At 37.6% G+C, this 23,673-nt stretch carries 24 protein-coding genes; 17 read left to right on the forward strand and 7 right to left on the reverse strand.

The annotated features are described in order from the left end of the window. Positions 1–232 precede the first annotated feature (232 nt). Genes AB1I62_RS02415 through AB1I62_RS02425 form a run of 3 tightly spaced genes read left to right on the forward strand, consistent with a single transcriptional unit; the run spans position 233 to position 3,626 of the window. On the forward strand, positions 233–2,005 hold the full coding sequence (locus AB1I62_RS02415) for a PTS mannitol-specific transporter subunit IIBC (protein WP_002405272.1): 1,773 nt from the start codon (positions 233–235) through the stop codon (positions 2,003–2,005). Positions 2,006–2,019: 14 nt separating this feature from the next. Beyond that, on the forward strand, positions 2,020–2,457 hold the full coding sequence (locus AB1I62_RS02420; protein ID WP_002355279.1) for a PTS sugar transporter subunit IIA: 438 nt from the start codon (positions 2,020–2,022) through the stop codon (positions 2,455–2,457). A 14-nt stretch (positions 2,458–2,471) separates the two neighbouring features. Continuing rightward, positions 2,472–3,626 carry a mannitol-1-phosphate 5-dehydrogenase gene (locus AB1I62_RS02425; RefSeq protein WP_002355280.1) on the forward strand — a complete coding sequence of 385 codons (1,155 nt, stop codon included), beginning with the start codon at positions 2,472–2,474 and terminating at the stop codon, positions 3,624–3,626. A 67-nt stretch (positions 3,627–3,693) separates the two neighbouring features. Here the strand turns inward: AB1I62_RS02425 and AB1I62_RS02430 are convergent, their stop codons facing one another. Together AB1I62_RS02430 and AB1I62_RS02435 are read right to left on the reverse strand one after the other, a co-directional pair. Then, positions 3,694–4,809, reverse strand: coding sequence for an FAD-dependent oxidoreductase (locus AB1I62_RS02430; RefSeq protein WP_048737111.1), 1,116 nt, complete (start codon positions 4,807–4,809; stop codon positions 3,694–3,696). 78 nt (positions 4,810–4,887) lie between these two features. Further along, positions 4,888–5,526, reverse strand: a complete 639-nt coding sequence (locus tag AB1I62_RS02435; protein ID WP_002373205.1) for an NAD(P)H-binding protein — start codon at positions 5,524–5,526, stop codon at positions 4,888–4,890. Between the two features lie 320 nt (positions 5,527–5,846). Here AB1I62_RS02435 and AB1I62_RS02440 point away from each other — a divergent pair, with 320 nt between their 5' ends. The 5 genes from AB1I62_RS02440 (at position 5,847) to AB1I62_RS02460 (ending at position 11,699) form a co-directional block, all read left to right on the forward strand. Further along, positions 5,847–7,025 carry an efflux RND transporter periplasmic adaptor subunit gene (locus AB1I62_RS02440; RefSeq protein ID WP_002355284.1) on the forward strand — a complete coding sequence of 393 codons (1,179 nt, stop codon included), beginning with the start codon at positions 5,847–5,849 and terminating at the stop codon, positions 7,023–7,025. A 9-nt stretch (positions 7,026–7,034) separates the two neighbouring features. Beyond that, complete coding sequence (locus AB1I62_RS02445) at positions 7,035–7,745, forward strand: ABC transporter ATP-binding protein (RefSeq protein WP_002383683.1); 711 nt, start codon at positions 7,035–7,037, stop codon at positions 7,743–7,745. Continuing rightward, the gene (locus AB1I62_RS02450) at positions 7,742–8,971 is read left to right on the forward strand and encodes an ABC transporter permease (protein ID WP_002355288.1); all 1,230 of its coding nucleotides are present in this window, start codon (positions 7,742–7,744) and stop codon (positions 8,969–8,971) included. The genes AB1I62_RS02445 and AB1I62_RS02450 overlap by 4 nt, the downstream gene beginning before the upstream one ends. Positions 8,972–9,555: 584 nt before the next feature. Then, positions 9,556–10,644, forward strand: a complete 1,089-nt coding sequence (locus tag AB1I62_RS02455; RefSeq protein WP_010819732.1) for a DUF4352 domain-containing protein — start codon at positions 9,556–9,558, stop codon at positions 10,642–10,644. Next, a complete protein-coding gene (locus AB1I62_RS02460) occupies positions 10,644–11,699 on the forward strand; it encodes a hypothetical protein (RefSeq protein ID WP_048737109.1) in 1,056 nt (351 codons plus the stop codon). Before AB1I62_RS02455 ends, AB1I62_RS02460 begins: the two co-directional genes overlap by 1 nt. 122 nt (positions 11,700–11,821) lie before the next feature. On the opposite strand, the gene AB1I62_RS02465 is transcribed toward AB1I62_RS02460, so the two are convergent. Together AB1I62_RS02465 and AB1I62_RS02470 are read right to left on the reverse strand one after the other, a co-directional pair. Beyond that, positions 11,822–12,526 (reverse strand): DUF4811 domain-containing protein, encoded by a 705-nt coding sequence (locus AB1I62_RS02465; RefSeq protein WP_104859232.1) that lies wholly within the window; start codon positions 12,524–12,526, stop codon positions 11,822–11,824. Then, positions 12,526–14,043, reverse strand: a complete 1,518-nt coding sequence (locus AB1I62_RS02470; protein ID WP_104859231.1) for an MDR family MFS transporter — start codon at positions 14,041–14,043, stop codon at positions 12,526–12,528. Before AB1I62_RS02470 ends, AB1I62_RS02465 begins: the two co-directional genes overlap by 1 nt. Before the next feature lie 100 nt (positions 14,044–14,143). Between AB1I62_RS02470 and AB1I62_RS02475 the strand changes: the two genes are divergently transcribed. From AB1I62_RS02475 to AB1I62_RS02500, 6 genes are all read left to right on the forward strand, one after another. Then, positions 14,144–14,611: a MerR family transcriptional regulator gene (locus AB1I62_RS02475; RefSeq protein ID WP_002383688.1), complete on the forward strand. Its 468-nt coding sequence runs from the start codon at positions 14,144–14,146 to the stop codon at positions 14,609–14,611. A 130-nt stretch (positions 14,612–14,741) separates the two neighbouring features. Further along, positions 14,742–15,494, forward strand: coding sequence for an IclR family transcriptional regulator (locus AB1I62_RS02480; RefSeq protein ID WP_002397543.1), 753 nt, complete (start codon positions 14,742–14,744; stop codon positions 15,492–15,494). 160 nt (positions 15,495–15,654) lie between these two features. Next, positions 15,655–16,302 (forward strand): bifunctional 2-keto-4-hydroxyglutarate aldolase/2-keto-3-deoxy-6-phosphogluconate aldolase, encoded by a 648-nt coding sequence (locus tag AB1I62_RS02485; protein ID WP_002367887.1) that lies wholly within the window; start codon positions 15,655–15,657, stop codon positions 16,300–16,302. Positions 16,303–16,306: 4 nt separating this feature from the next. Then, entirely contained in the window at positions 16,307–17,314 is a 1,008-nt protein-coding gene (locus tag AB1I62_RS02490; protein ID WP_002385349.1) for a sugar kinase, read from the forward strand. Between the two features lie 12 nt (positions 17,315–17,326). Then, the gene (gene kduI / locus AB1I62_RS02495; protein ID WP_164978383.1) at positions 17,327–18,166 is read left to right on the forward strand and encodes a 5-dehydro-4-deoxy-D-glucuronate isomerase; all 840 of its coding nucleotides are present in this window, start codon (positions 17,327–17,329) and stop codon (positions 18,164–18,166) included. A 21-nt stretch (positions 18,167–18,187) separates the two neighbouring features. Further along, a complete protein-coding gene (locus AB1I62_RS02500; RefSeq protein WP_002355302.1) occupies positions 18,188–18,976 on the forward strand; it encodes a gluconate 5-dehydrogenase in 789 nt (262 codons plus the stop codon). 61 nt (positions 18,977–19,037) lie between these two features. Here the strand turns inward: AB1I62_RS02500 and AB1I62_RS02505 are convergent, their stop codons facing one another. Together AB1I62_RS02505 and AB1I62_RS02510 are read right to left on the reverse strand one after the other, a co-directional pair. Next, positions 19,038–19,238, reverse strand: a complete 201-nt coding sequence (locus AB1I62_RS02505) for a hypothetical protein (RefSeq protein ID WP_002355314.1) — start codon at positions 19,236–19,238, stop codon at positions 19,038–19,040. Between the two features lie 106 nt (positions 19,239–19,344). Continuing rightward, a complete protein-coding gene (locus AB1I62_RS02510; protein ID WP_002355315.1) occupies positions 19,345–20,826 on the reverse strand; it encodes a peptide MFS transporter in 1,482 nt (493 codons plus the stop codon). A 318-nt stretch (positions 20,827–21,144) separates the two neighbouring features. Here AB1I62_RS02510 and AB1I62_RS02515 point away from each other — a divergent pair, with 318 nt between their 5' ends. Together AB1I62_RS02515 and AB1I62_RS02520 are read left to right on the forward strand one after the other, a co-directional pair. Then, positions 21,145–21,330 (forward strand): hypothetical protein, encoded by a 186-nt coding sequence (locus tag AB1I62_RS02515; protein WP_308726318.1) that lies wholly within the window; start codon positions 21,145–21,147, stop codon positions 21,328–21,330. A gap of 312 nt (positions 21,331–21,642) precedes the next feature. Beyond that, entirely contained in the window at positions 21,643–22,242 is a 600-nt protein-coding gene (locus AB1I62_RS02520; protein WP_002355317.1) for a LysM peptidoglycan-binding domain-containing protein, read from the forward strand. A 69-nt stretch (positions 22,243–22,311) separates the two neighbouring features. On the opposite strand, the gene AB1I62_RS02525 is transcribed toward AB1I62_RS02520, so the two are convergent. Then, on the reverse strand, positions 22,312–22,692 hold the full coding sequence (locus AB1I62_RS02525) for a PaaI family thioesterase (protein ID WP_002361187.1): 381 nt from the start codon (positions 22,690–22,692) through the stop codon (positions 22,312–22,314). 164 nt (positions 22,693–22,856) lie between these two features. Here AB1I62_RS02525 and menB point away from each other — a divergent pair, with 164 nt between their 5' ends. Continuing rightward, complete coding sequence (gene menB, locus AB1I62_RS02530; RefSeq protein ID WP_002361188.1) at positions 22,857–23,672, forward strand: 1,4-dihydroxy-2-naphthoyl-CoA synthase; 816 nt, start codon at positions 22,857–22,859, stop codon at positions 23,670–23,672. Position 23,673: the final 1 nt, after the last annotated feature.

Here is a 23,673-nt window from a genome sequence, read left to right on the forward strand (position 1 = left end):
TTTCGAGGCAAGTCGCCAATTTGAGTATAGCATAAAAAGTTGTTCATTTATTATTGAAATTATTAGAAATGGAATAAGCACGTGTTTTCTGGTTTTCGTAACTAGAGAACACGTGCTTTTTTCTTTCAACTTTTGGCACAATGGTTTGTGCCAAAGTACGACTTTTTCCAGATTCGGAAAGCGGATACAATTTAGTCAACAAGAAAAGTTACTTGAGAGAAGGGGAATAAAAATGGAACAAGTACCAGAAAAAAATAAAGTATCAATTAAAGCGAAAGTCCAAAGACTTGGCAGTACCTTATCTAGCATGGTGATGCCCAATATCGGGGCGTTGATTGCGTGGGGCGTTTTGACAGCGCTATTTATCCCAGATGGATATCTGCCCAATAAAGCCTTTGCCACGATGGTTGGCCCAATGTTGACCTATTTAATTCCATTATTAATTGGCTACACTGGTGGGAAAGTAATTGCAGGTGATCGCGGTGCCGTAGTTGGCGCAATTGCGACAATGGGCGTGATTGTGGGAACCGATATTCCGATGATGCTAGGTGCCATGATTATGGGTCCACTTGGTGGCTTTACAATTAAGAAATTTGATCAGTATTTCCAACATCGGATTAAAGCTGGTTTTGAAATGTTAGTAAACAATTTTTCAGCTGGATTAATTGGTTTTGCGTTAGCTTTACTTGGTTTTTCAGCGATTGGCCCAATTGTCGATGCGCTGACTGCTGCAATGGCACGTGGTGTGGAAATCATTTTAAATGCTCATTTGATTCCATTAACGAGTATTTTTATTGAACCGGCAAAAGTGCTCTTTTTAAACAATGCGATTAATCATGGCATCTTAACACCCTTAGGGACAGAACAAGTCTTATCGGCTGGTAAATCAATTCTTTTCCTATTAGAAGCAAACCCTGGTCCTGGGTTAGGTGTCTTATTAGCATTTATGTTTTTTGGAAAAGGTGCGGCAAAATCTTCTGCGCCGGGAGCAATAATTATTCATTTCCTTGGTGGTATCCACGAAATTTACTTCCCATATGTAATGATGAAACCGTTATTATTCTTATCGGTTATTGCAGGTGGCGCGACAGGTAGTTTGGTTTTCCAAACGTTAGATGCTGGTTTACGTGCGCCCGCTTCCCCAGGCTCCATTATAGCTATTTTAGCGATGACACCAATGGGTTCTTACTTACCAGTTATTTTAGGTGTTTTGGCAGCAACTGCTGTTTCCTTTGCAGTATCCGCAGTCATTTTAAAAGCAGATGCGAAAGAAGAAAGTGATGAATTTGCCCAAAAAGTGAAAGAAACCCAAGCTGCTAAAGCAGCATCAAAAGGATTAACTGTCACAAATGGTAGTGCTTCATTGTCAGGAATTCAACAAATTATTTTTGCTTGTGATGCTGGGATGGGCTCTAGTGCAATGGGTGCGTCTATCTTACGGAAAAAGGTCCAAGAGGCTGGTTTAGTACAAACTGTGACGAATCGGGCTATTAATAATTTGACCGATGAGGGAAATACATTGATTGTCACACAAGCGGAATTGCAAGAACGAGCCAAACAGAAAGCACCTAATGCAACCTTTGTAGCAGTTGAAAACTTCTTGAACTCACCACGTTATGATGAAATTGTGGCTGAACTATCAGGTACCAAAGAAAAAAACGACGCACAACCAACAGCCTCCAAAGCAACACCTGCTTCTGAAATTGAGGGAGATTTAGCAAATGTCAATGAGATTCTTTTGGTTCACGATGATCGTGTCGGGTCAGCAACGATGGGAATGAAAGTCTTAGAAGAAATTTTAGATAAAGAGAAAATTTCAATGCCGATTCGAAAAATTAATATTAATGAATTAACTCAACAAACACAGGCTTTAATTGTCACAAAAGCTGAACTAACGGAACAAGCCCGTAAAAAAGCACCGAAAGCGACACACTTATCAGTAAAAAGTATGGTTAATCCCCAAAAATATGAAACAGTGGTTTCGCTCTTAAAAGAAAGTGCCTAGAGAGGAAGAAAACAATGGAAAATCTTACGAATATTTCAATTGAATTAAATCAACAGTTTAATACAAAAGAAGAAGCTATTCGCTTTTGCGGCGAAAAACTAGTCGAGGCAGGCTGTGTTGAGCCCGCTTATATCGAAGCAATGATTGAAAGAGACCAATTGCTATCTGTTTATATGGGGAATTTTATTGCCATTCCTCATGGAACAGAAGAAGCCAAAAAATTAGTGAAAAAATCAGGAATCTGTGTAGTGCAAGTCCCAGAGGGCGTTAATTTTGGCACCGAAGAAGATGAAAAAATTGCTACCGTATTATTTGGGATTGCCGGAGTCGGTGAAGAACATTTGCAATTAGTCCAACAAATTGCACTTTATTGTAGTGATATGGATAACGTGGTGCAACTTGCCGACGCATTAAGTAAAGAAGAAATAACAGAAAATTTAGCCATTGCTTAAAGGAGAGAATAAGAATGAACGCAGTACATTTTGGAGCAGGAAATATTGGACGCGGCTTTATCGGCGAAATTTTAGCTAAAAACGGGTTTCATATTACGTTTGTGGATGTTAATGAAACCATCATTCAAGCGTTAAAAGAACGTAAAAGTTATACAATTGAATTGGCCGATGCCTCACATCAACAAATTAACGTTGAAAATGTGACCGGGTTAAATAACATGACAGAACCAGAAAAAGTAGTAGAAGCAATTGCGGAAGCCGATTTAGTCACGACGGCGATTGGTCCCAATATTTTACCAAGAATTGCTGAATTAATTGCTCAAGGAATTGATGCACGTGCCGAAGCAAATTGTCAAAAGCCGCTGGATATTATCGCTTGTGAAAATATGATTGGTGGTTCAACCTTTTTAGCAGAAGAAGTGGCCAAATATTTGAAAAACCCAGCTTATGCTGAACAATGGATTGGTTTTCCTGATGCGGCGGTTGATCGGATTGTTCCATTACAAAAACATGAAGATCCACTTTTTGTTCAAGTTGAGCCTTTTTGTGAATGGGTCATTGATGATACCAACCGAAAAGCCAAAGAGATTCAGTTAGAAGGCGTTCATTACGTTGCTGATTTAGAGCCGTATATTGAACGAAAATTATTTAGTGTAAACACTGGCCATGCTACAGTTGCCTATACAGGGGCGTTGTTAGGCTATCAAACTATTGACGAAGCGATGCAGGACGCCTTAGTGGTAGCACAACTCAAATCAGTTTTGCAGGAAACCGGTAAACTTTTAGTGGCTAAATGGAATTTTGATGAACAAGAACATGCAGCCTATATTGAAAAAATTATTCAACGTTTCCAAAATAAATATATTTCAGATGCTATTACACGTGTAGCACGGACACCAATCAGAAAATTAGGTGCGCAAGAACGGTTTATTCGACCAATACGTGAATTACAGGAACGCAATCTAGTGTCGCCGCATTTATTAGCAATGATTGGTATTGTCTTTAATTATCATGATCCAGAAGATGAACAAAGCCGTCAATTACAGGAAATGCTTGACCAAGAAAGCGTTGATACAGTGATTGCTGAAGTAACGGGCATTGAAGATCCAGAAACGGTTAAAAATATTAAACAAAACGTAGAACGCTATGCGCGACCACAAGTAGCATAATAACAAAATCCTTCTACCAAGATACTTCACATTTCTTAATTAAAGGGAAAAAACAACCGCTCGCTGATTAAAGTGAGGGGTTGTTTTTAACATATTGACTAAGTGGTTTTTGATAAAGCTCTCCTTTGAAGGCACCTGTATTGAAGTATTCAGCTAATTGGTAACCAATGAATGGGCCAGTAGTGAGTCCTGATGAACCAAGTCCGCTAGCAACCACAAGGTGGGGCATTTCTGGCAAAGGGCCAAAAAACGGAGCGAAATCAGATGTATAAGCACGTGTACCGACGCGGTAATGCATGGGTTGCTTAAAAAGCTGCTCTGCTTCTTTTAGAAATGGTGCAGTCCCAGAAGTTAGTTGTTGAAAAGCGCTAACAGTCTCTTCTAAATCCCAGGCTTGATCATTTTCGTGGGTGGCACCTAATAAAATTTTTCCTTGATTAAAAGGAATTAAATCGGCTTCGCCATCTAACATAGCAACAGGCCATTGCTGACTGTTTGTAAAAGGGGTCTCGAAAACTAATAATTGTCCTTTTTGGGGACGAATGTCCACAGATAAATTTAAAGTAGCGAGTAATTCCTTTAAATGAGGACCAGGTGTTAAAGCGAGAAAATCAACGCTCTTTTTTCCTGAATTTGTGACAATTTCCCACCCTTGATTCAGTTGTCGAAAGTGCGCCCGTTGTGAGCAAAAAGTGACCCCTTTAGCTTCGGCGCGTTTCTGAAGATGGTTTAGATAAGCTGGTCCATCTAGGCGACCGCCGCCAGAAATAAAAAGTGAGGGAGTTTCCTTAAGTAGCGGTAAGAACTTCGCTGTTTGAACTGCTGACAACATCGTGATTTCTCCAATTTCGGGTGCAGTTTGCTTACGCTCTTCTGCCAAATGGGCTAAGTCTGCCAAAGCAGCTGCCGGACGCAAAATGACTGTCCCTGATTGACGATAAATATCCTCCGTCAGCTGAAAATCTTTGACTAGCTTTGGAAATAGGGCAGCGCCCTCTCGCGCTAATTGGTACCATTTCTTATTCCGACGTTTGGATAGCCAAGGGGAAATAATCCCAGCGCTCGCTTTAGTCGCTTGGCCGATCCCTTCATCATAAACGGTAATGTCAAATTTTTGTGGATCTAAATAATTAGCTAACGTCATTCCGATAATGCCGCCGCCAATAATGGCAATTTTTTTCATGCTTCTTCTCTCCTTCGAACAGTTGTATTGTAACACAAAAAAACCGCCTCTAGACAGAGACGATTGGGAGATAACTTGTTAACGGGTCCTTCTATGTGTGTAAATAGAATTGCCGCCTTCTAAAACGTGAACAATTTCTTGTGCCATTTCTGCCACAGGCACGGGATCATAGCCAATAAATAAGTTCTTTAAAAAGGGGATTTTCTTAAAAAAATAAATACATTTACTAAAAAGTATGGTGCCGGTACGTTCTTGACCTACGAGTAAACTAGGATAAAAAATTACTGCTTCGGCGACTTCTTGGTGGATTAGTTCCTCTGCTGCCAATTTGGCATCCATATATTTTCTCAAAGGGAAAGGAACAGTATTGGCTGAAATAAATAAAAACTTAGCTGGCTTTTTTTGTTGTGCTAAAAAAGAGCTGATTTTTTTCACTGGCGTCAGAATTAGCCGTTGATAGGTTTTCTTTTTTCGTGGATTTTCAAATAAAATACCTACTGTATCAATGACCCAGTCAGCACGTTGGACTTGTTCTTGCCAATTCGTGTCACGAGTAACATCGGAGCATACCCACTGCACTTGGTGGCTCCAAGATGCGGAGAGCGTGGCAGGCTTTCCATGACGTGAAACACTGATGACTTGATGTTGGCGTTGGACTAAAATTTTCGCGATTTGTTGACCTAAAAAACCGCTACCGCCAAAAATAATGATTTTCATGGCAAGCCCTCACTTTCAATTGTTTCTTCTAGTGTACCTTAAATAAAAAAAGAAGCAAAAAATCTCGATTGCGCATAGTTTAGTTATAAATAACATAAAAATAACCTTTTTAGATTGTTGAAATACAAAGACCCAACAATGGTTATTTATTGTCGTGAAATAAATAAAAAAATGAACAAAAATGAAATAAATCAGACTAAAGGCCTAGAGAAATGCCCTTGTTTCTTGAATTCAAGCATGGTTAAATAGTTATAAGTGAACGACCGAGCAATTTAGTTTGTTGGGGAAAATAGACAGAATGAGGAGATGAAACGAAGAAAATGAAGAAGAAAACGATAATTATATTGGGGGCAGTTGCGGTAATTGCGGTTGGGGGCATCGTAACTGTGAATGCGTTAAATAAAAATGCACAACAAGTAGCTGTCAAGCAAGCGCCTAAAGATGACTGGGGAATTGACTATTTTGACGTTCCTGACTTGCAACAAATTTATATTAACGGTGTCATCCAACCGGAACAAATGGAAGCCTTTGCGCGCGATCAAAAAATAACAAAGGATCCAGAGATTAAGGTGAAAAACGGCGATGTCGTAGATGCAGGCACAGAATTATTTACTTATGAAGATGAGGCGGTCACAAAAGAAATTGAGGCACAACAAAATAGCTTAGCCAAATTAGAAACGAAGCGGGCGAATATCTATAATAAGTGGAATCGGGCCATTGATAAATTTAATAAAACTAAAGAAGAAGACCGCACGATGTCTGGTGATGATTTAAATGAACAATATCAAACAGAAGTCGATGCGGTAGATGAAGAGATTACCTTTACCAATGAAACCTTAGCGGATTTAGGAGCGAAGCAATATATTTCCACAAAGGCTAATTTCAAAGGCCGCGTATCAATTCCAGAAGTAAAAGATGCCAATTCACCGATTTTACGGTTAACTTCAGAAGATCTTTATTTAGCTGGGAAAGTGAATGAAAAGGATTTGACTAAAATTAGTGTTGGGCAAAAAGCTAAACTAACTTCTGTTTCCAACAATGTGGTTGTGGATGGCTCAATTTCTTACATCGATGATAATCCTCCTGAAGGCAACAGCGATGCCGCGAGTGGCAATCCAGAGGGCGGCACGACGATGTCTAGTTATAGCGTCAAAATTGCGTTGGCCAATTTAGACAAAGTCAAAAATGGCTATCATATGCAAGCAACCATTGATTTAGGCGATTTAGGGGCGATTGAGTTACCGAAAAAAGCAATTCAAAAAGAGGGTGAACAGGCCTACGTTTTAGTGAATGATTTTGGAACCATCATTCGTCGTGATGTCCAAGTCGGGCAAGAAAATGGCGACAAAATGGCGATTGAATCTGGCTTAGAATCAGCCGACCGAGTGGTTATTTCTTCAAAAAAACCAGTAAAAGTCGGTGATATTGTGGAATCAGATGCAGCGATTGCTTCTGATGAATCAGCAACCAACGAATCAATGACAGATGCGTCGAAATAGGAGGGCTTGATGGTGGAAGCAAACAATACAAATCAACCCCTCATTGAATTGCGGGACATTAACAAGTTCTATCCGGTAGGTAAGGAAAAACTACATGTTTTAAAAGAATTGAACTTGACCATCCATCAAGGAGAGTTCATTTTAATCATGGGGAAGTCCGGCAGCGGTAAGACAACGCTGATGAACATTATTGGTTTCTTGGATCGCTTAACAGACGGAAGCTATCATTTCTCAGGAACAGATGTTTCAAAATTGTCTGAAAATAAAAAATCAGCCTTTCGCAATGAATATCTAGGGTTTATTTTTCAACAATTTTTCTTGATTAATTCTTTAAATGTTAGTCAAAATGTTCAATTGCCCTGTGTTTATGAAGGGAAAAAAAGCCGCGCTGAGAAAAAAGCGATTGCTGAAAAATACCTAAAAATTGTCGGTTTGGAAACAAAAGCCAAATCAAAAGTTACTGAACTTTCTGGAGGACAGCAACAAAGAGTAGCCATTGCTCGTTCCTTGGTGAATGATCCATTATTGATTATGGCTGATGAACCGACTGGGGCATTGGATAGTGAAACGGGTACAGAAATCATGGAATTATTGAAAGAATTGAATGAACAGGGCAAAACAATTGTCATGGTGACACATGATGAAGATATGAAAAAATATGCCTCACGAGTGATTCATATGAAAGATGGTCGCTTTTTGGAAGAAGAGGTGATTAGATGATTGCTAATTTATTTGTTAGTACTTTTTTAAGCTTAAAGGCGCATAAGTTGCGGGTATTTTTAACGATGGTCGGGATTATTATTGGGATTACATCAGTCGTAACGATTTCTGCGCTAGGTGAAGGGATGAAGCGTCAAGTTGTGAAGGCATCCAGTGCAGTGAACGCGGATGTTTTGAAGATTCATTATACAATGTCAGATGGTAGCAGTGACAATTTTATGTCCTATGAAGAGCCAGATTATACGTTTAGCCGAGTGGACTTGAAAAAATTACAAGACATTCAAGGAATTGAAAGTATTTATCCTCAATATGGTGAATCAATGATGGGGGGCGGAGACAATTTGTTTGTACCAATGGATTATTTTGGGGCGCAAGCGAATTTATCCATTACGTCGACTAAAGGGCAGAATGATATTTTATATGGTCGTGATTTTCAACCGAGCGATGCAAATACAGATGCGATTGTCTTAAATCATGATATCTTTGAAGCGCAAATTCGGCTTGATGATCCTAGCCAACTCATTGGAAAAGCTGTTTCAATTGGTGGTTATATGTACAAGGTGATTGGTATTTTAGCACCAAAAGATTTAGATAGTTTGGGTATGAACGATGATTGGGCAACTGCTATGAGTAGTTTTGTTTCTCGAGAATCATACAATAAATTAGCGAAAACAAAAGCAATTAGTGGCATCAATATTAAGGTTCGTGAGGGAGCGGACCGTGAAGCAATTTTAGGACAGGCAATCACTATTTTAAGTGAAAATCATCCTGAAGTGAAAGGAACGTTTAAAGAAAACGACCAAGACCAACAACTCCAACAACAAATGGAAGAAATGGTCACGGGTATGACGATGTTTCTGATGGCAATTACTGCAATCTCCCTATTAGTCGGGGGAATTGGCGTCATGAACATCATGTATGTGTCTGTCACGGAACGGAAACGAGAAATCGGGATTCGTCGGGCCATTGGTGCTAAACCACGAGTCATTTTATTCCAATTTTTAATGGAAGCAGCGTTTATCACATTGATTGGTGGTTTGATTGGTGTCGGCTGCGGCTATTTATTGGCAACTGTGGTCGGTGGGTATATTTCGATTACGCCAATTATTACGCCGTCCATCTTTGCTATTTCAACATTAGTTTCGGTCTTCACAGGTATCTTTTTCGGGATTATTCCAGCAATTGGTGCCTCGAGGATGGATCCGATTAAAGCGATTTATAATTAAAAAGATATATTTTGGGTTTTTTATTCTTTGGTATGCTTCCAACATGATTGTGCTGGAAGCATATTTTATTAAAAAACAATTTAAAATAATAATTAAAATGTAAACATGTACATTTAAAAAATAGTAGAAAAAATGTTGAATAATATTGGAGTCCAATAAAATAGTTTGAATTTTTTGTTTGACTTTGTACAGGCTTGTTTTAGGTGGATAAAAATCTACCATGCTAGTTCTATAAATTTATTTGTTTTTCTTTTTGTAAATAGTTACTTTAAAATAACTGTTAAAATTATTCTACTAAATTTTATATAAGATAGTTTGGATTTTATGAAGAAATGATTTATTAAGGTTTGTTCACTAAAAAAAGGATATCCTTTCTTGTCTAAATGAAAAAAGAGATTGGAAAAGTAACAACATTACAAAGTTTCGGGTACATTATAATATTATTTTTTTGGTAAAATTTATTATATTTATTATTTTTATAATATTTTTAAAAAAATATTTATCTTGAACTTTAAAAATATTTAGGTATAATTTGTTGTGTGAGTGATTACTTGCGGAATAAAAAAAAGAGTAGGAGTGTTTAGATGAAATATTTTAGGAAGTCGTTGGGTATATTACTTTTGTGCGGGATAGTGTTTCTTGGAGCGTGTGGTAATACAGGGGGAAATAAATCGGAAAAGAAGAAAGGTGAAGTTTCAAGTAAAGTGGTTTCGATGCAGATTGTAGACGGAACATATGTTATTCCTGAAAAAGAAACTGTAACAGAAGATACGGGCTATTTAGCATTAAATATTAAAATCAAAAATAAAGGAAAAGAAACACTTAGTTTATCTCCAGATGAAATTAATCTTTATGATGAAGACGACAATAAAATTGCTCAAAAAAATATATATAATGAGGATGAGAATTTTAAACAGATTAAGTTTGAATCTATTTCTGGTGGAAAAAGTACTAATGGATATGTTATTTTCAAAGTAGATAAAGATAAAAAATATGAACTTCACTATGCACCCGTTAGTTTTTTAGGTGATAAGAAAAAGGATATCAAAGTAGCTGTTGAATCAAAAGATTATCCAGATAATTCAGAGGAAGCTCAAAAACTAGTTGAAGGTTTTGTTGATACAGTGTTTTTAAATAAACAAGTTGAAAAAGCAGCAGAAAATTTAACGAATAATTTAGGGGAGGAACAACAAACATTTAGTAAAGAGTTTAGACAAGTGCTAAATGAACAGTTTTACGATTACAAACCTTCAGAAGCAGAATTGGAGACAGCGGTGAAAGCATTTGAATCAGCAAATGCTAAAAAAGCAAAAATCAGTTATTCTTTTAAAGAATTTTATCCAAAATCAGCGATTGTTTATGTAAAACCAGAAACAATTCACTTTGATAGTATTGATCTGACAGGAATTGTCTCTGAATTTGTGGATAAAAATGAAGGGAAATATTCAGATTATGACAAAGCGCAAACCGATGCTGAAAAGTATGTATTAGAACAACTACCTGCTAAGTTTGAATCTGCTTCTACTAATACTAATGATTATTCAAGTGGTGAAGGCTATGAAGTTCGTTTAACAAAAAATTCAGATAAGTGGACAATTGATACCGCAGATAATAGTAATAATCATTCATTTAAATATTTAAAACAAGCATTTATGGGAGATTTGTATTTATAATGAAAAAAAGGAAACTACTGGTTATAGGTAGTTTGTGTGTATTCACGCTGTCGCTATTCGTTACTAGTTATGTCATTAGAAGGATTTATTATGCACCAGAAGCAATAGCAAAAAAATTAGTTAGAACTATCTCTGAGGGAGACGCTGACACAGGTAAGATGATTTGTCCGACTTATTCAGATGGTTCAGCAATATCTAAAGAAAGCTATTCATTGTTCTTTGCTCAATTAGCGGGGAATGTAGATGAACAGTTTTTGCTGAATCCGAAAAATTTTAAGAAGGTTACAACCAAAGGGTTATTCCCGAAAACGACATTTTTACCTCGAAAACGTTATATTCAGTTATTAACAGGGAGTGATTTGGAGAAAGTTTCTGTTGTTCACAAGAAAAGAGCTGTTGAAATCAAGAACAATAAAATTGGTCCATTGATTCCAGGAAAATATCAGTTTGAATTTGAAGTTGAAAATCCTTCTTTTGGCTTGGAGTCTAAAGAGAAAACAATCACATTAGATCAGGACAAGGAAGTAATTTTAACAGATTCAAAAACATTTCTAAATAATCAGGCAATTCAAAAACAGCTTTTAGGTGTGGTTGCAGATTTTTATCAGTCATATAATGACTGTATACAAAATAATTTTAATTTTGACTTATTAACGAATGTGGAAAAAGATGTCAAAAAAGAGCTAATTGAAACATTTGAAATAATCAAACCGATAATGGAAATGTATTGTCAGGATTTTCAAGTGTTGATAATGAATAATGATAGTTTGAAAGTGACTGATGATTTGCAAATGATTCGTTTTGATTTATATATTGACCTGTCTATTTCAATTCGATTAAAAGACGATAAAGTGGAAGAAAATGTTCGAGATGGAAGTGAAAATGCTACGGTTACTTTAGTTTATGACAAGAATAAAAAAGAATGGCTTGTCGCTGAAATTGATTTTGAAACCTATGAGCAAGATCCGTTAAATTGGAAGAATAAGCAACAAATAAAGTTAAAAAAGAAAAATAAAGCTATTTGGAATTTTGGACAAGTTGGAACATTAATATAGACATGTAAGATTGTTTTCGATGATTAATGATATGTTTAGAACTCTCGTTTATTGATAAGTGTAGTTTATAGGAATAACGTTAAGAAGGACCGCCTGATAAGTTTCTCAGGCAGTCCTTCTTTTTATTTCATGTCACTAAGAATTTTCTGAATCAATTCTTGTTGAAACTCTTTGGTATATTGTTCGGTGAGTTTCGCTTGTTCTTCTTGGGACATTGATGGATTCGCCATCATAGCAGCCATCATTTTTTTGCCAACTGTTTCAGTCCCTTCTTTTTTGATATCAGCGGCATGTTGTTCCATATATTCGCCTAATTTTTTGGCTTGATCAGCACTTAAAACTAGCCAGTCACTAGCAATGTTGAAGGTGTTTTCTTGTTTTGCAAATTGGTTATCGTTGTCAGCAAGGCCAAATAGTGTTTTGGCCCAAGACTCTTGATAGGACCATTTCGTCGTTTTTTGGACTAATGTGGCTTTTTGAGCATCTTTTTGAACTGTGTTTGTGACGTTTTCCGTTCCTGTTTTTTGTAGTTTCTTTTTATCTGGTGTGTTATATAAATAAACTTTTTCGGAACCATCGCCCAACGGCTGGTACAATAACATGTTGGGGCCATCTTTGCTTGAACTACTGCTTTTTAGTTCAAACGTTTTGTCCTGAGTAACTTCGGTCATACCAAAATGATCTTTATCGTTTAAAACGATAAGACTTAACGAAGCTAAGAACCCTAAACCAAAAATAACCATACAGCATTTATGCCAGACTTTTCGGTCAAATACATTCGTATAGGCAAAGCCTAACACGCAAAGGATTAAAAGGAAAATAATCATTATTTCATTGCACCTACTTCCTTAACAGGCATCGCTTCTTTTTTATTTAAGAAGAAAGTAATCGCCAAGCCGAGAACGCCAAAGATTGTTGCCACGAAGAAGGCTGCGTGATAACCGTTTAGTGTTGCGTTTGTTGCTTGATCGCGATAAGCGAGTGGGGCTGTTTTTAATAAGTCCGATGCAGGTAAGCCGTCTTTGGTAACATTTGTTAAAACACTAATCAAAACAGCTGTTCCAATTGAGCTGGCTACTTGTCGGAAGGTGTTGTTTACAGCAGTTCCGTGACTTAATAAATTCATTGGTAAAGCATTCATGCCAGAAGTTGTCACAGGCATCATGACCATCGAAATACCAAACATCCGAATCGCATATAGGACAATGATATAAATAATAGGTGTTGCTTTTGTTAAGAAAGCAAACGGTAACGTTGCAGCTGTTAAAATAAACATCCCGGTAATCGCAAGACGACGGGCACCAATTTTATCAAAAATGCGACCCGTTACTGGCATCATAAGTCCCATAACTAACGCTCCTGGTAAAAGCATTAACCCTGAATGGAAGGCAGATTCGCCACGAATATTTTGGATATACAAAGGTAAAACCATTTCGGCGCCAATCATTGCCATGTTGGTTACGCCAGATAAAATGGCCGCAACAGTAAAGACTTTTGATTTAAAAACGCGTAGTTCTAAGAAAGGTTGTTCTAAATGCAATTGTCGATATGTAAAAAGACATAAAACAATCGCACCAACAATTAAGAATCCATAGACTTGCGGGCTACCCCAACCTTTATCACCAACGCTTGAGAAACCGTAAAGTAAGCTACCAAAGCCGAGAGTAGAAAGAATGACCGATAAGACATCGATACTTGGATTAGATAATTGAATGACATTTTTCATTAAAAATGAAGCTAAAATTAGGACTAAAACGACAATTGGAATGACCATCCCAAAAAGGTCACGCCATGTATAAGAATCAATAATCCAACCAGATAATGTTGGACCTAAAGCGGGTGCTAATCCGATAACAATTCCCGTTGTGCCCATGGCAGCGCCACGTTTTTCAGGCGGGAAAATTGAAAGCATAATTGTTTGTAAAAGAGGCATAGATACGCCGACCCCTGCGGCTTGAACAAGACGTCCAGTCAATAACATGCCGAAGTCTTGCGCTACAAAACAGATGATGGTTCCGATTAAGAACGTTGACATCGCTGTTATGTATAATTTTTTTGAACTCAATTTGTTAATCAACCAAGCACTGATGGGAATCATAATGCCGTTCACAAGTAGGAATCCAGTGGTTAGCCACTGTACACTTGAAGCAGAGATATCAAATTCTTTCATTAATGTAGGTAAGGCCGTCGTTAAAAGTGTTTGGTTTAAAATCGTACAAAATGTTCCGATTAGTAAAACGCCGACTAGTAACGACCGGTTATAAGGTTTTCCGTGAATATCCACAGGTTGTTGTGAAGTCACATATATCGCTCCTTTTTCTGTAAGTTTCAAATTAAATTGCATTAACTACTTTACAACTAATTAGAACCTTTGTCAACTTACTTGACAAAGGTGTAAAAAAAACTACAATTAAGGAAAGGATAAGGGAAAGGAAGTTAAACTAATGTGGTCAAAAATGATTCAGCGTTTGTTAAATGAAGAAAATTTGTTGATAGGAATTAGTGAACTAAGTGAAATTGCTGAAGTTTCGCCACGTCAACTTCGTTATTGGGAAGAAAAAGGGTATATTTCTTCCATTGCGAAAGACGCAAACGGTCCACGGAAATATCGGTTACATACAGTCGTCAAAGTGCATTGGATCAAGCGTTTTTTAGATGAAGGATATACGTTACAAAGTGCGGTGGAAAAAGCAGAAGAGCAGCATCGTAATGTGGGGATGACGAAAAAAATCTTTAGTCAAATGTTTCATGGTATCTCAGAAGTTTGTCCCAATTACGTAGCGATTGATTTGGGCGATTTCGATGAAGAACAAAAATTATATGTCGTATTTAATGAAACCACAGAAGTTAGTGAGTATCTTTTAATTCCTAAGGATGCAGATGTTTCTGATGAGTTAAAGAAAAGAAAATAAGAATGAAATAGGACTGGGAGAAAGACCTGAAGTGAAAGTAAAACGTTACTGAATGAATCTTCGAGTTCTTTTTTTCTTGCAATTTCTTTATTTTTCTATATAATTTCTTATATGGAAAAGGAGGGTTTCGATGAAAGAAACAAAACCTTACGGAACAGTCTTGTTAAAAGCGGCTAAAATCATGGACTGTCTAAGTTTACAACCCGATCAAACCTTACAGGAAATTGCAAAGAATACCGAAATGACGGCATCAACGGCAATCAAAATTTTAGAAACCTTAACATTAATTGGCTATGTTCAAAAAGACACGAACAAAACGTACCGCTTAGGAACAAAATTGATTCGCTATGCGAATCAAAGTGTGGAGCAAATCGATTTAGCTGAAATTGCGGTACCTTATTTAGAAAACCTTCAAAATACGGTCGATGAAACCATTCATTTAGGGATTTTAAATAATAATGAAATTCTGTATATCAATAAATTAGAACCGAAAAATCAAACCATTCGCATGTCCTCGAAAGTGGGAATTACTCGACCTTTGTATAATTCGGCCATGGGTAAAGCCGTTTTAGCAGAATTTACGGAAGAACAAGTGCAACAATATTTAGACACGCAGACATTAATTCCCTATACCGAAAATACGATTACCAATCCCTTGCGTTTGAAAAAAGAATTAAAACAAGTGCAACAAACGGGGGTTGCTTACGATGATGAAGAAATTGAACAAGATATTTTCTGTAGCGGAGTATCTTTAATGAAAGATGGCGAAATTGCGGGTGCTTTTAGTGTGAGCATGCCGAAATATCGTTTGACAGAGGAAAATAAAACGACGATTAATCAAGCCCTTTTAGCAACAAAAGCAGCGATTGAAGCGAAATTATAGTAGAAAAAGAAAGCCAAACAAAAGTCGATTGGGATTTTTGTTTGTCTTTCTTTTTTTATTTTTGTAAAAACGTTTGCATTTTCTTTTTTTATCTGTATAATGAAGTTGTGAATTTCTTTATAATAAATATATATTTCTAAATAAGAAATGAGGGAGTCTGTTGAAGCGAGTATCAATTTTACAAAAATTAGAAAATGCTGGCGTGATTGCTGTGGTTCGCGGAAAGACAAAAGAGGAAGCACTAAAAGCTAGTCAAGCCATTGTAGCAGGCGGTATGCGGGGGATTGAGTTAACCTTTACTGTTCCTCAAGCAACAGAAGTGATTCAGGAATTAGTTGCGTTATACCAAGAGAATCCTGACGTAGTCATTGGTGCGGGGACAGTTTTGGATGCTACGACTGCTCGTTTAGCTATTGTAGCAGGGGCTGAATATATTGTGAGTCCAAGCTTCGATGAAGAAACCGCTAAAATTTGCAATTTATATCAAGTTCCTTACTTGCCAGGCTGTATGACCATCACAGAAATGAAAGAAGCACTGAAAAGCGGAGCAGATATTATTAAACTATTTCCGGGAAGTGTTTATGGACCGAGTGTTATTTCGGCATTTAAAGCGCCATTGCCTCAGTTAAATATTATGCCAACGGGTGGTGTCAGTTTGGAAAATATGGCCGAGTGGTTCGCTGCAGGTGTGACGGCCGTCGGTGTTGGCGGTAATCTGTTAGCGCCAGCAGCAACTGGGGATTTTGAAAAAGTTCGTGAGGTTGCCCAAGCCTATATGGAAAAATTCCAAGCAATCAAAGGGGTGTAGGCACATGGGGAAAGTCGTAACATTGGGAGAAATCATGTTGCGTTTGTCCACGCCTGTCGGAATACGCGTAGCACAAACAGAAAATTTCGCTGTACATTACGGCGGTGGTGAAGCGAATGTAGCGATTTCGTTAGCGAACTATGGCCACCAAGTGACTTTTGCTAGTAAAGTGCCCGATAATTCATTAGGAGAAGCCGCCAAAAAGCATTTAAGTCGTTATGGGGTTTCAACGGAATTTGTACGAACTGGCGGAACACGTCTAGGAACGTATTACTTGGAAACTGGTACAGGAGAACGAGCAGCCAGTGTTGTCTATGATCGCGCCTATTCAAGCTTTGCTCAAATCGAAGAAATGGAATGGGACTTACATGAGCTGTTTTCAGGAGTAGAGATCTTTCATATTTCAGGGATTACAGCGGCGTTATCAAAAAATTGGCAAAGTATGACGGTTGCGTTAGTTAAAGCAGCGAAGCAAGCAGGGTGCCAAGTAAGTTTTGACATTAATTATCGAGGGAAACTTTGGTCCCAGAAAGAAGCGAGCGTGGCATTGAAGGCCATTCTTCCATTTGTTGATATTTGTTCAGCTGGGGTATTAGATGCTCGTTATTTACTGGAGATTCCAGAACCAGAGGAAGAACTTGAAGACGCATTAACGTGGTACTACCGAAAAATGCAAGAACGTTATCCCAACATTCAAGTATTTTATTCAACCAAACGTCAAGTACACTCAGCGACAGATAATGAATTAATCGGAACGCTATGGTACAAAGGTGCGTATTATACGTCCAAATGTCATCGATTACAACCGATTGTTGACCGTGTCGGTGCCGGTGATGCGTTTGCTGGTGGGGTTTTACATGGCATATTAGCTGCCTATGATCCACAAACCTGCATTGATTTTGCGACAGCGGCTAGTGCGTTAAAACATACTGTCCATGGTGATTGTAATCAATTTAGTCAAAAAGAAGTCCTTGCTTTTTTGGCAACGGGCTCAGGAAAAATAAATAGATAGGAGATTTTAGTTATGCAAAATATGGAAACACGTTATACACATAGTCCGGCGGATATCCGTCACTATTCAACAGAACAATTGAGAGATGAATTTTTAGTAGAGAAAGTTTTTATTCCAGGTGCAATCAGCTTAACCTACACACATAATGATCGGATGATTTTTGGTGGTGTGACACCGACCACAGAAGAATTAGAAATTATTTTGGACAAAGAATTAGGGGTTGACTATTTCTTAGAACGCCGTGAACTAGGGGTTATTAATATTGGGGGACCAGGCTTTATTGAAATTGATGGCGCCAAAGAAACAATGAAAAAACAAGATGGCTATTATATTGGGAAAGAAACAAAACATGTTCGTTTTTCTTCAGAAAACCCTGATGATCCAGCGAAATTTTACATTAGTTGTGTGCCAGCACATCATAAATATCCCAACGTAAAAATTAGTATTGATGTAATTACCCCAATGGAAACGGGTGATCCATTAACATTGAACCAACGTAAAATTTACCAATACATTCATCCGAACGTTTGTGAAAGTTGCCAGTTACAAATGGGCTACACCATTTTAGAACCAGGTAGCGCTTGGAATACAATGCCTTGTCATACACATGAACGTCGTATGGAAGCGTATGTTTATTTTGATATGGAAGAAGATACGCGGATTTTCCACATGATGGGTAAACCAGACGAAACGAAACATTTAGTAATGAGTAATGAACAAGCAGCCATTTCACCAAGCTGGTCAATTCATTCTGGGGTTGGTACAAGTAATTATTCCTTTATTTGGGCCATGTGCGGAGAAAATATTACGTACACAGACATGGATATGGTTGCAATGGATCAATTAAAATAAACCAAAGAAAGAGGAGAAAACATGGAATTTAAAATGAATGATTTTCAATTAGATGGAAAAGTAGCGTTAATTACAGGTGCTGTCTATGGGATTGGCTTTGAGATTGCGAAATCCCTAGCTGAAGCAGGAGCAACAATTGTTTTTAATAACTTATCTCCTGAATCAGTTGAACAAGGTTTGGAAAATTATCGGGCTGCAGGGATTGAAGCACGTGGTTATGTGTGTGATGTCACTGATGAAGAGCAAGTTCAAGCGATGGTTGCTCAGATTAAAGAAGAAGTCGGCTCTATTGATATTTTAGTCAATAATGCGGGAATTATTAAACGAATTCCAATGGTGGAGATGTCAGCAGAAGAGTTCCGTCAAGTGATTGATGTTGACTTGAATGCGCCATTTATTATGGCAAAAGCGGTTATTCCAGATATGATTGAAAAGGGTCATGGCAAAATTATCAATATCTGTTCAATGATGAGTGAACTAGGTCGTGAAACAGTTAGTGCGTACGCAGCAGCAAAAGGCGGACTAAAAATGTTAACGAAAAATATTGCTTCTGAATATGGACAATATAATATTCAATGTAATGGGATTGGACCTGGCTACATTGAAACGCCGCAGACGGCACCATTAAGAGAACCAGGGCATCCATTTAACGAATTCATCTTGGGACGAACACCTGCTAATCGTTGGGGCACACCAGCAGACTTAGCTGGCCCAGCAGTTTTCTTAGCATCTAACGCTTCTGACTTTGTTAACGGACATATCTTATATGTCGATGGTGGAATTTTAGCTTATATTGGAAAACAACCATAAAAAATAAGTAAAAGGAGCGAGACTAGCAATTTCGCTCCTTTTACTTATGGCTAGCCTTCTACTAAAAACTCACATAAAAGAAAGAAGCAATCGCCACAGCAAATGAAATAATAGCAAACACTAAACTACTCCATAGTCCTAACAGAATAAATGGTGAGGTTCTTTTGCCGCCCTCTTTCTTTAAGTAGGAAAATGTTCGTCCAGTAACAATGAATTGCCAGATACTAATCAATAAAAAAATACCGCCAATTAAGTAACGCATGTCCTCGTCCTCCTTCTATTTAGTATACCACTTGATGAAAACGTTATCAAAAAGCTGTATAAAAAAGTTGCCTTTCAAAAAAGAGAAAGGCAACTTTTTTGACGGTTTAACGGACGTCACCCATTAAGTTTTGGATTGGTTTTTTCACAATGAATAAGAGAATCCCAGCAACGACAGCTACAAGTCCGACAATCCCAAAATATGCTGACTCTGTTCCAGGTGTATAGAAACGAGCAATTTGAGCGTTAATGGCTTGTGAAGCGGCATCTGCTAATAACCAAATAGCAACGGTTTGAGCTTCGAAAGCTTTCGGTGCTAATTTTGTAGTAATCGATAAGCCAACGGGAGATAAACACATTTCTCCGACAATCATAATGAAGAAACTAAAGAATAACCAAAGTGGACTCACCCGTCCTTCGGTACCATAAAGTAGACCTGGCAACATTAATAAGACGAAGGAAAGACCAGCAAAGACTAGCCCTAGTGAAAACTTCACAACTGTTGATGGTTGACGTTTACCTAGTTTTGTCCATAATGTAACAAAAATAGGGGTCAAAATAACTACGAATACAGGATTTAATGATTGGAACCAGCTAGCGGCAATCGGGAAGCCAAACAAACTCGTTTGCGTCCGTTCATTTGCAAATAGAGCAAGAATAGACGAACCTTGTTCTTCCAATGACCAGAAAACAATTGCTGCTAAGAATAATGGCAAGTAAGCCAGAACTTTTGGTTTTTCTTCAGCAGTGACATCTTTAGACGTTAACATTTTGCTGAAATAATAAACTGGTAACAGGATTCCTAACACGCTGATGGTATTAATAAAGAAATCAATTGTTAAATGTCCTGTGACATAGGCGCCACCAAAAATAAGTAAAGCAACGACAATTGCCAACATAAATGCTTTAGCAAATTTCTTTTGCTCTTCTTTAGACATTGGATTAGTTGGGGCTTGACCAATCCCAGCCAGAGATTTACGTCCTTGGAAATAATATTGTAGTAGCCCGAAGAACATCCCAACTGCGGCAACGGAAAAGCCTAAATGATAATTATATTCTTGTCCTAAAGTTCCGACAACAAGGGGAGCGATTAAGGCTCCGATATTAATCCCCATGTAAAAAATGGAGAAGCCTGCATCTCTACGTAAGTCAGTTTTTGAATAAAGATGGCCAACCATCCCTGAAACGTTTGGTTTTAACATCCCAGTCCCAAATACAATTAACATAATAGAAACGAATAAGGCGGGGACACCAAATGGGGTAGCGAGAACAATATGTCCAGCAATGATTAACAAACCACCAATAAAAACAGTTTTCCTTGAACCTAAGACACGGTCAGAGACCCAACCGCCAATGATACTGGACATGAAAACCATTGATCCATAAATGGACATGATGGCTAAGGCAGTTGCTTTGGGGAGACCTAAACCGCCATTGGCTACGGTATCGTAAATGTAATACATTAGAATAGCACGCATGCCGTAGTAACTGAAACGTTCCCACATTTCTGTGAAGAACAGTGTTGCTAGTCCTTTCGGTTGTCCCAGAAAGGATTTGTCTAATTTCTCAAGTTGTTCTTTGTCACTCATAGATAAAACTCCAATTCTTATAATATTCAGAATATTTGATAATAAAATGACTTAAATGTAGATTCATATATTTTATTACTCATAGATTGGAAAATAGAAAGAGAAAAAACTGATTACGTTTTTAAATAACAAGCGTTCGAGTGATTGTTTGTTTTTTATTCGTGAATTACAATAAAAATGAATATTTATTCTGCTTTATTTTCAATACTTTGTTTTCATAGTTGCTTTAGCTGTTCCTTTTTTGAATAAGATTAAAATGAATAAATAACAAGCAAAATATAAGATTTTTTTGTTTAACTCTTTTTGTTTCAATAGGAAGTGCTTAGTGTTTTTTCAGAATCGAAAAATGAATACGATATAAAATTTAACTATATAATAGAAGGAAAAATAAAAATAGTAAATGATAAAAAAATTCAAAGAAAACACCTGTTCTTTTTAGGCGTGAATTTTGAAAAAAACATTCTTATGTCTAGTATCTTTAACATTTTGTTACTTTTTGACTGAAACGAATGTAAAAAAACCGACATTTAAGGGCTAATCAAGGGTTGGAAAACGGTTTCTCAAAAATAAAATCCTGTTTTTTTAACTTTTTTTCGCAAAATATAAACAGGATAATATCAAGCTTCCAGCAGCTTTTTATTACAAAATGTAACAAAACCGACATTCTAGTAATAAATTGTCACGAGATATTCACCTACGGCCGGCCATTCGATGATAAAGTATGTGAAGTCGTTTCGATAAAGCGAAGCAGACGTGGTTGTTGCCGAGTGCTAAGAGCAACAATCAAATATTTTTAATTACAAAGGAGAAACATACATGAAATCAATCAAAACGATTTTACTTGGAACAACTTTGGCCGCAGGTTTAGGATTATTCTTAGGAACAGACGCAAACGCAGAAAGCTTATATACAGTTAAAGCAGGAGATACTTTATCAACAATTTCTCATCAATTTGCAGGAGACAATAGCTTAATTCAAAAAATTGCTTCTGATAACAAATTGCCAAACCTTGATTTAATTTTTGAAGGAGAACAATTAGTTATTCGTTCAGAAAAAGAAGTTGCTAATACTCCAGCACCAGCTGTAGAAGTTGCACCAGTTCAACAAGTAGTTGAACAACCTGTTGCACAACCAGTACAACAAGAAGTACAACAACCTGTTGCTCAAGAAGTAGCGCAACCAGCAGCACCTGCCGCAAGCAGTGATGCAAAAGAGTGGATCGCACAACGTGAATCTAGTGGTTCTTACGATGCAACAAACGGTCAGTATATCGGTCGTTACCAATTATCTGCCTCTTATTTAAATGGTGACTATTCACCTGCCAACCAAGAACGCGTGGCAGATCAGTACGTAGCAGGTCGCTATGGTTCATGGGATGCAGCTAAATCATTCTGGTTAGCAAATGGTTGGTACTAAAATTAAATAAACGAAGTAATCTAATTACTTATTAAAAACCATAAACAAAAAAACAGTAACCTGTAAAGATTACTGTTTTTTTTGTCGATTTGTTAAGGTACAACGCCCCACGCTCGTCAATTGGTGGTCTGCGTTATAAATTTTTGCTTCCCAAACTTGAAGGGTCTTTCCCGAGTGATCGGGCGTCGCAATCACGGTAAGGCTACCATCATGGACACTACGAAGATGATTTACTTGTAAGTCTATGCCGACAGCAAAAGTGTTTTCAGGAACGTTTTCGTTCGCACCTAAACTACAGGCAGTTTCAATTAAGACGCCGTTTAAGCCCCCGTGGACAAGGCCATAGGGTTGTTTATGCACGTCTTTTACCGCTAAAGTAAGCTGACATTTCTCAGCAGAAACGTGTTGAATCGTGATGCCTAAATACTCTAAAAGATGAATAGTAATCAGTCCTTTCTAATAAAAGAGAGAATAAAAGGTTTTTTATTTATTATACAGGAATGAAGAAAATTTGAAATAGCCATGTTTTTTCTTAAAATTCAAGCGACTTTTTCTCTAAAGTGCCGATTCTTGTGTATAATAGAAAAGATGAGATTAATGAAGGAGGTTTCCTAATGAGAAACTGGACAACAATTAAAGAATATGATGAAATTTTATTTGAGCAAGCAGGCAAAGTAGCAAAAATTACTATCAACCGCCCGCATGTTCACAACGCATTCACACCAAAAACAGTCATGGAAATGATTGATGCATTCAACATTAGTCGTGATAAAGAAGATGTCGGGGTTATTATTTTAACAGGGGCAGGTGACCAAGCATTCTGTTCGGGTGGCGATCAAAAAGTTCGAGGTAATGGTGGTTATGTTGGCGAAGACAACATTCCACGTTTAAATGTGTTAGATTTACAACGGTTAATCCGTGTCATTCCCAAACCAGTCATCGCAATGGTGAAAGGCTGGTCCATTGGCGGCGGCAATGTTTTACAATTAGTTTGTGATTTAACAATTGCGGCTGAAAATGCTAAGTTTGGGCAAACAGGACCAAATGTCGGTAGCTTTGATGGTGGATACGGCTCAGGTTACTTGGCGCGCGTTATCGGCCATAAAAAAGCGAAAGAAGTTTGGTTTATGTGTAAACAATATTCTGCCCAAGAAGCTTTAGATATGGGCTGGATTAATACCGTTGTTCCATTGGATCAAGTAGAAGATGTGACAATGGAGTGGGCAGAAGAAATGTTAACCAAAAGCCCGATTGCTTTACGGATGATTAAAGCCTCTTTAAATGCCGATACAGATGGCTTGGCTGGTGTGCAACAATTAGCTGGTGATGCGACACTTCTTTACTATACAATGGCTGAAGCACAAGAAGGCCGAGATGCATTTAAAGAAAAACGGACACCAGATTTCGATCAATTCCCTAAATTCCCATAAA

Source organism: Enterococcus sp. AN402 (genome assembly GCF_040719405.1).
Classification (GTDB): domain Bacteria; phylum Bacillota; class Bacilli; order Lactobacillales; family Enterococcaceae; genus Enterococcus; species Enterococcus faecalis.

Coding starts and splice junctions, on each gene's coding strand:
- AB1I62_RS02415 (WP_002405272.1), top strand. CDS start 233: ATGGAACAAGTACCAGAAAAAAATAAAGTATCAATTAAAGCGAAAGTC.
- AB1I62_RS02420 (WP_002355279.1), top strand. CDS start 2,020: ATGGAAAATCTTACGAATATTTCAATTGAATTAAATCAACAGTTTAAT.
- AB1I62_RS02425 (WP_002355280.1), top strand. CDS start 2,472: ATGAACGCAGTACATTTTGGAGCAGGAAATATTGGACGCGGCTTTATC.
- AB1I62_RS02430 (WP_048737111.1), bottom strand. CDS start 4,809: ATGAAAAAAATTGCCATTATTGGCGGCGGCATTATCGGAATGACGTTA.
- AB1I62_RS02435 (WP_002373205.1), bottom strand. CDS start 5,526: ATGAAAATCATTATTTTTGGCGGTAGCGGTTTTTTAGGTCAACAAATC.
- AB1I62_RS02440 (WP_002355284.1), top strand. CDS start 5,847: ATGAAGAAGAAAACGATAATTATATTGGGGGCAGTTGCGGTAATTGCG.
- AB1I62_RS02445 (WP_002383683.1), top strand. CDS start 7,035: ATGGTGGAAGCAAACAATACAAATCAACCCCTCATTGAATTGCGGGAC.
- AB1I62_RS02450 (WP_002355288.1), top strand. CDS start 7,742: ATGATTGCTAATTTATTTGTTAGTACTTTTTTAAGCTTAAAGGCGCAT.
- AB1I62_RS02455 (WP_010819732.1), top strand. CDS start 9,556: ATGAAATATTTTAGGAAGTCGTTGGGTATATTACTTTTGTGCGGGATA.
- AB1I62_RS02460 (WP_048737109.1), top strand. CDS start 10,644: ATGAAAAAAAGGAAACTACTGGTTATAGGTAGTTTGTGTGTATTCACG.
- AB1I62_RS02465 (WP_104859232.1), bottom strand. CDS start 12,526: ATGATTATTTTCCTTTTAATCCTTTGCGTGTTAGGCTTTGCCTATACG.
- AB1I62_RS02470 (WP_104859231.1), bottom strand. CDS start 14,043: ATGCAATTTAATTTGAAACTTACAGAAAAAGGAGCGATATATGTGACT.
- AB1I62_RS02475 (WP_002383688.1), top strand. CDS start 14,144: ATGTGGTCAAAAATGATTCAGCGTTTGTTAAATGAAGAAAATTTGTTG.
- AB1I62_RS02480 (WP_002397543.1), top strand. CDS start 14,742: ATGAAAGAAACAAAACCTTACGGAACAGTCTTGTTAAAAGCGGCTAAA.
- AB1I62_RS02490 (WP_002385349.1), top strand. CDS start 16,307: ATGGGGAAAGTCGTAACATTGGGAGAAATCATGTTGCGTTTGTCCACG.
- kduI (WP_164978383.1), top strand. CDS start 17,327: ATGCAAAATATGGAAACACGTTATACACATAGTCCGGCGGATATCCGT.
- AB1I62_RS02500 (WP_002355302.1), top strand. CDS start 18,188: ATGGAATTTAAAATGAATGATTTTCAATTAGATGGAAAAGTAGCGTTA.
- AB1I62_RS02505 (WP_002355314.1), bottom strand. CDS start 19,238: ATGCGTTACTTAATTGGCGGTATTTTTTTATTGATTAGTATCTGGCAA.
- AB1I62_RS02510 (WP_002355315.1), bottom strand. CDS start 20,826: ATGAGTGACAAAGAACAACTTGAGAAATTAGACAAATCCTTTCTGGGA.
- AB1I62_RS02520 (WP_002355317.1), top strand. CDS start 21,643: ATGAAATCAATCAAAACGATTTTACTTGGAACAACTTTGGCCGCAGGT.
- menB (WP_002361188.1), top strand. CDS start 22,857: ATGAGAAACTGGACAACAATTAAAGAATATGATGAAATTTTATTTGAG.